Origin of the sequence: Methyloglobulus sp., assembly GCF_040079455.1 — a bacterium.
GTDB lineage: Bacteria > Pseudomonadota > Gammaproteobacteria > Methylococcales > Methylomonadaceae > Methyloglobulus.
In genome coordinates this window covers 1-5,690 of the sequence record NZ_JBEBKJ010000130.1, presented here as the reverse complement: position 1 = coordinate 5,690, position 5,690 = coordinate 1, and the positions used below count along the sequence as shown (strand labels likewise).

5 protein-coding genes are annotated in these 5,690 nt (G+C 48.0%); 2 read left to right on the top strand and 3 right to left on the bottom strand.

The genetic code is table 11. The features are described from left to right. Nucleotides 1-379 precede the first annotated feature (379 nt). Both ABL924_RS17545 and traI read left to right on the top strand, forming a co-directional pair. Nucleotides 380-766 carry a conjugal transfer protein TraJ gene (locus ABL924_RS17545; protein ID WP_349028390.1) on the top strand — a complete coding sequence of 129 codons (387 nt, stop codon included), beginning with the start codon at nt 380-382 and terminating at the stop codon, nt 764-766. Continuing rightward, complete coding sequence (gene traI, locus ABL924_RS17540) at nt 763-2,451, top strand: TraI/MobA(P) family conjugative relaxase (RefSeq protein ID WP_349028389.1); 1,689 nt, start codon at nt 763-765, stop codon at nt 2,449-2,451. Before ABL924_RS17545 ends, traI begins: the two co-directional genes overlap by 4 nt. A 183-nt stretch (nt 2,452-2,634) precedes the next feature. On the opposite strand, the gene ABL924_RS17535 is transcribed toward traI, so the two are convergent. The 3 genes from ABL924_RS17535 to ABL924_RS17525 are packed head-to-tail and all read right to left on the bottom strand — an operon-like array spanning nt 2,635 to nt 5,265. Beyond that, nucleotides 2,635-3,642, bottom strand: a complete 1,008-nt coding sequence (locus tag ABL924_RS17535; RefSeq protein WP_349028388.1) for a hypothetical protein — start codon at nt 3,640-3,642, stop codon at nt 2,635-2,637. Nucleotides 3,643-3,646: 4 nt separating this feature from the next. Next, nucleotides 3,647-4,843, bottom strand: coding sequence for an RtcB family protein (locus ABL924_RS17530; protein ID WP_349028387.1), 1,197 nt, complete (start codon nt 4,841-4,843; stop codon nt 3,647-3,649). Then, the gene (locus ABL924_RS17525; protein ID WP_349028386.1) at nt 4,843-5,265 is read right to left on the bottom strand and encodes a hypothetical protein; all 423 of its coding nucleotides are present in this window, start codon (nt 5,263-5,265) and stop codon (nt 4,843-4,845) included. Before ABL924_RS17525 ends, ABL924_RS17530 begins: the two co-directional genes overlap by 1 nt. Nucleotides 5,266-5,690: the final 425 nt, after the last annotated feature.

Below are 5,690 nucleotides of genomic sequence, written 5' to 3'. Positions count from 1 at the left end.
TTCGATTCTTTGGCGAGAACTGCCATGGCATTTTCTAAAGAATTGCTATCGGCCATATTTACCTCCACTATAGACAGCTATCAATAAGCGTAGCTTTTCATAGATAACCGTAGAATATCGTAGATAACTATGAAAACAACATAGATAACTATAGATAACTGTAACATACTGTATAATAATTACAAATACACATATACATTGACAAATAACTATTTTTTAAGTAATAATATACCTAAAGTTACACAGAAAAAGCGGGCAGGATAGGTGAAGTAGGCCCACCGCTACGCGGCAGACCCACTTCACATTTCTTATTCGCGCCAATGGCGCTCAACGAACCTCCTGCCCTCGGGGTTTACCTAGAACACAGCGAGGTGGACGCATGAAAACTGCAACCAATCAGACTGAAGCCATCAACAACCGCAAACGGACCTTGCCCATCAAAGTCTTTTGCACGCCGGATGAACGTCAGGCGATTATTGAAAAGGCTAAACAATGCGGCTTATCGGTTTCCCATTACCTACGGGCAATTGCGTTAGGCCTGGGTAACACCCGTATCGTAGATTTCAGCCAAACCGATGAGTTGATCAAAGCCAAAGTCGAGTTAGGCCGCATACTCGGCCTATTAAGGCTGTGCTTAATCCAGGCAGAAAACTTCCCCTTGGAAAGAAGGCCTGGGTTCAGGGAAACCGTAACAAACGTTATCCAAGAAGTAGAAGACAACCAGGCAAACCTAAAAGCAATCATCCAACGGGCGGTCAGGCCATGATCGCCAAAGCCATTCCGATGAAAGCAGCAGTAAAAAGCCATTTTGCCAAATTGGTCACCTATATTACTGATGACCAAGACACGCCGTTTCGCTTGGGGGCAGTCAACATCACCAACTGCTATGGTGACGAAGTCGAGGATGCTGTGTTTGAAGTCCTCAATACCCAGCTTAAGAACCAACGTGCGGTTTCCGACAAGACCTACCACTTGATCGTTTCCTTCAGGGCAGGGGAAGAACCCAGAGCAGAAACTCTACAAGCGATAGAACAAGAAATATGCATTGGCCTTGGCTTTAAAGACCACCAACGGGTTAGTGCCGTCCATTGCGATACTGAGAACCTGCATATCCATATCGCCATCAACAAAGTCCACCCAAGCAAGCACACCATCCATAACCCTTTCCAGGACTATAAAACCCTGGCAAAACTGTGTGCCAAGCTCGAACAGCAATACGGCTTGGAAGTCGACAACCACAGCACCCAGAGAAACCATACCGCTGGCAGGGCAAGGGACATGGAAGCCCATGCCGGTATAGAAAGCCTGATAACCTGGATTCAACATAATTCCTTGGCTCAGATCAAGCAAGCCAATAGCTGGGAGGCATTACATATCGCGTTGCATGAAAACGGCCTCAGTATAAAGCCACGGGGTAACGGCCTTGCCATCAGCACCTTAGACAGTCTAATAGGCGTTAAAGCCAGTTCCGTGGATCGTGAGCTGTCCAAAGGCAAGCTAGAACAATGCTTAGGCAGTTTCCAACCTATTAATGAACAAACTCTGGCTACCACCAAGGTTAAAAAAAGCTACGAAAGGTCGCCTATAACAAATAATTCAGTCAAACCGACACATCAAGGGCAAATCAGCAAACAGATCAAGCCAACCCAAATTGCCAGCGCTGAACTTTATGCGACTTACCAACGAGAAATGGGGGAACGGACAGAATCTCGGACTATTTCTTTACACAAAGCCAAGGATCAGCATAAAGACCAAATTCAACGGGCCAAAGCCAACGCCGCTAATAAGCGCCGTTGGATAAAAGCGCTGACCCAACCTGGACTCAGCAAAAAACTCTTGTTGGGCTTAGTGAGCAAATCGTTGCAAGAAAACCTAAAAGATATCAACACGACCTATCAACGCACCCGGCAACGGCTGTACCGGCAACATTCGCGGCAAAGCTGGCTCAATTGGCTACAACTACAAGCCATACGCGGTAACAGGGATGCCTTACAACTCTTACGGCAACGGCATGTCACTAATGACCAGCGCGGTAGTTATATAGTTAAGTCAAAATACAACATCGACAAAAAGCCAAGCCCAACCCAGTACGACCCCCAGTTGCCTAAAGCCAAGGTCACCAAAAAAGGCATGGTATTTTATCTACACGACAAGGCCGTCATCAAAGACGACGGCAACCGCTTCCATGTGGCAGCCGATGCCAACCAAGACGTGCTGACGACTGCACTCATCCATGCCAAGCAACGGCACGGTTATCAATTATCGGTACAAGGCAACGAACTGTTCCAGGAAAACGTTGTGCGAGCATCTGTGAAAGCTGGATTGAACATCAGCTTCGACCAAGACCACCTGGAGCGGCGGCGGGTACAACTCAGCGCGGAAATGCACTTGTTCGGCGATCGGGCTTTAAGGAATTCTACCCAACAACAAAGCCGGGGTATGAGGCGATGAGCAAGGGGTGGCTATCGCTAGTTAGCGATATAAATATCAATGTTCCCGGAATCACTCCGGGAACGAATTGTTGTTGATAAACATTCTTCATTTAGTTCTTCCTGCCAAAACTCAAGCTCATCTTGCAATTTTTGCTTGGCTTCGGCACGGATACCAGATTTGGAACGCTCGTGAACACCACCCTTACGCAACAAGGGTGACAGGGCGATCGGGTTTCTCGGTCGCCGTCTTGGTAATGTCGGCATAATTTCCTCCTAAGTTGATGACATGCCACTGGGTGCCACCCAGTCGCTTTTCCAATTTCCGGAATGTCCTTTGTTGTTGCAGGAATTCCGGCGCTTTATCTGTTTGGCGAAAACAGAATTTTCGGGGCAGGCTGCTGTACAGCGATCTTGGCGGTTGGGTGTATTTGATGTGCTTTATCGCACCGCCTGTTTCCGGCGTGTGCAGGTAAATCTTGGCAATCCCCAACTCCTGTCGGATAAACTGCAAGGCAGCCGTCAGCAACGCTTCGTCCCAGATGTCGCCGTAATCAGCCAAGACGGCTTCCAGATAACGCCGCAACTTATCCGGTTTGGCATTTGCCCCCAAGTTGTAAAATCGGGTTTTGCCGCTTTGGATTTCACCCAATAGGCGTTTTGCCCGTCTTAACCAATCGGATTGCAGTTCTTCGATAAGCGCTTCGTTGGTGTTGAAGTCGAAATCGATCCTCGCCCAGGCCAGGGTTTCCCGGAAGAAATCCCGATGTTGCCGTTTCAACACCGGATGCATCGAGCAGTTAAACTGGTGAAATTGGCTAGGTTCCGCCAGCCGTTTGAAGACGGCATCATGCTTGTTGCTGAAATTAAGTTGCAGCACCAGGCTATAGCCGTTGCGGGAAACCTGACCCCAACTCCTGTCCTTATCACCCCAGATGTCGAGGGTCAACAAGAACGGTTCTATACGCTTGCCCCAAGCCAAGGTCAGATGCTCCTGGCGCAACTGGCCATCGCCCGATTGCGCCAGGATTTCTTTAAGCAAGGGTTTGTGCAACAAAGCCGAATAGGCCGACTTCTTCAAGTCGGCGATCGCGCACTGCCTGCCGATGACTTGCGACAGCAAGAACGCCGCGTACCGATCCTTGCAATAGTAAAACGGAGTTTTGCCGACTGGCAGGCAAGCCAATACTTCTTGTGCAATTTTAATGTCCATAACATCATCCTTTAATACATAACACCTGCTTTAAGGTGTGTACCACTTCCACTAGATCAGACTGGTGTTCCATTACAATGTCGATATCCTTATAAGCACCGGGTATTTCGTCGATCACCCCACTGTCTTTGCGGCATTCAACGCCATGAGTCTGGCTTTCCATATCATCAATCGTAAAATGCCTTTTGGCTTTACCCCGACTCATCACCCGTCCTGCTCCGTGAGAGCTGGAACAAAACGACATTGGATTGCCCAAGCCACGCACAATGTAAGACTTTGCCCCCATGCTGCCAGGGATGATGCCCAGTTCACCTTCTTGTGCGCTGATTGCACCTTTGCGGGTAACCCAAACTGAAGCATCAAAATGCTGTTCCCTAGCCACATAGTTGTGATGGCAATGGATCGCTTCTTTGGTGATGCCGAATTTGGGTAACTTCTTTTTCAGAGCGTCACAGATCAAGTTCATCATCTCTCGGCGGTTTACCATGGCATAATCCTGTGCCCAAGCGACTGCTTCCAGATAATCATCGTAATGCCTCGCACCATCCTTGAAATACGCCAAGTCCTTATCCGGCAGATTGACGATATGTTGCCCCATATCTTTCTTGGCCAGATTGATGAAATATTCGCCGATGACGTTTCCAATCCCACGGCTACCAGAATGCAGCATCACCCACACATCGTCGTTCTCATCCAGGCACAGCTCGATGAAGTGATTGCCCCCACCCAAGGTACCGAGTTGCCGTACCCAGGTTTGGTAAGGCTTCTTCTGCATCGTGTTGATCTTGGGATGCTTGCCCAAAATCTTATGCAAACCTACCGATAAACCCGTCACCGTCGATTGTTTGACCGGATCATGCTTGTGTTGGTTGAATCCCACTGGAATCGCCGCTTCGATCAACAACCGTAACCCGCGTAAGTTATCGGGCAAATCATGCGCCTTAATCGATAGGCGCAAGGCATTCATGCCACAGCCGATATCCACGCCGACCGCCGCCGGAATAATCGCGCCGACGGTTGGTATCACTGAGCCCACCGTCGCCCCTTTACCGCAATGCACATCCGGCATCACGGCGATATGGCTATGAATAAACGGCATCTGCGCCATATTCAGCAACTGCTGGTACGCTTCGGCCTCAACGTCATCGGTATAAATTTTAACTGGTACTTTGCCTTTGGTAATAATGGTCTTGATTGGCATCAGACACCTCCTTTTGCTACAACACCAGCATATTGAAATCGTAACAGTGGCGTATGTTTTCGGTTTAATGCTTGTGCCAAAGCGCACCGCAACAAACCTTGCACCTGCTTTAAGGCTGCCAGTATTTCATCGCCTGAAACTTGAAGATCATCCCCATTATGGGCAACCGTCACATAAAGTGATTGACCTTCCTGTTCTGGCACAACCGATATAACGAGTAAGTCACGCAACAGCGGATGTTGGGTTTCACCCGCTAACACCAAAGTAACAATGCGACTGGCTTCTTTGCACAGTTGCAAGGTCTTATGTGACGTTTTCGAGCGCGATTCTTTCACTAAATAACGTGGGTCAATGCCGTCTTCTTCGCCGAATTCGACGCAGAGGGAAGCGGCACTTGCAGCCCAACTGGTTTGGTTTTTCATTAGAAAACTCCCACAGACCGACATTTCAGGCAAAGCAAAGCCTTGACCCCATCGGTCGAATTTAAAAAAATTGGTTTTGTGTGTGGAAGCCCGATCCGTAGTCAGATCGGAAGAGAAGGTCTACCGGGGACTAACGAATGCAAGGCTGAATTTAATTGCACTATCGAACATACAGCCTCCTATTTTGTGGTTGGTTAAAATTAAGGGCGCGATTCTACGCAGAAATAAATGGTTGTCAAATATTATTTTCTTAATTGTTTGACGTTAGCTTTATCGCAAAAGCGCCATTGCCCAATTTTTGTGTTTGAATAGCAATCGGCAAGAATTTTTGAGAGTGTTTACATAAAGATACATTTTGGCTATAGTAACTTCCTTAATCCAAAGGAGGCGCGGCTATGGCAATCTGTAAACATTGTGGTGTTGAA

Coding starts and splice junctions, on each gene's coding strand:
- ABL924_RS17525 (WP_349028386.1), bottom strand. CDS start 5,265: ATGAAAAACCAAACCAGTTGGGCTGCAAGTGCCGCTTCCCTCTGCGTC.
- traI (WP_349028389.1), top strand. CDS start 763: ATGATCGCCAAAGCCATTCCGATGAAAGCAGCAGTAAAAAGCCATTTT.
- ABL924_RS17530 (WP_349028387.1), bottom strand. CDS start 4,843: ATGCCAATCAAGACCATTATTACCAAAGGCAAAGTACCAGTTAAAATT.
- ABL924_RS17545 (WP_349028390.1), top strand. CDS start 380: ATGAAAACTGCAACCAATCAGACTGAAGCCATCAACAACCGCAAACGG.
- ABL924_RS17535 (WP_349028388.1), bottom strand. CDS start 3,642: ATGGACATTAAAATTGCACAAGAAGTATTGGCTTGCCTGCCAGTCGGC.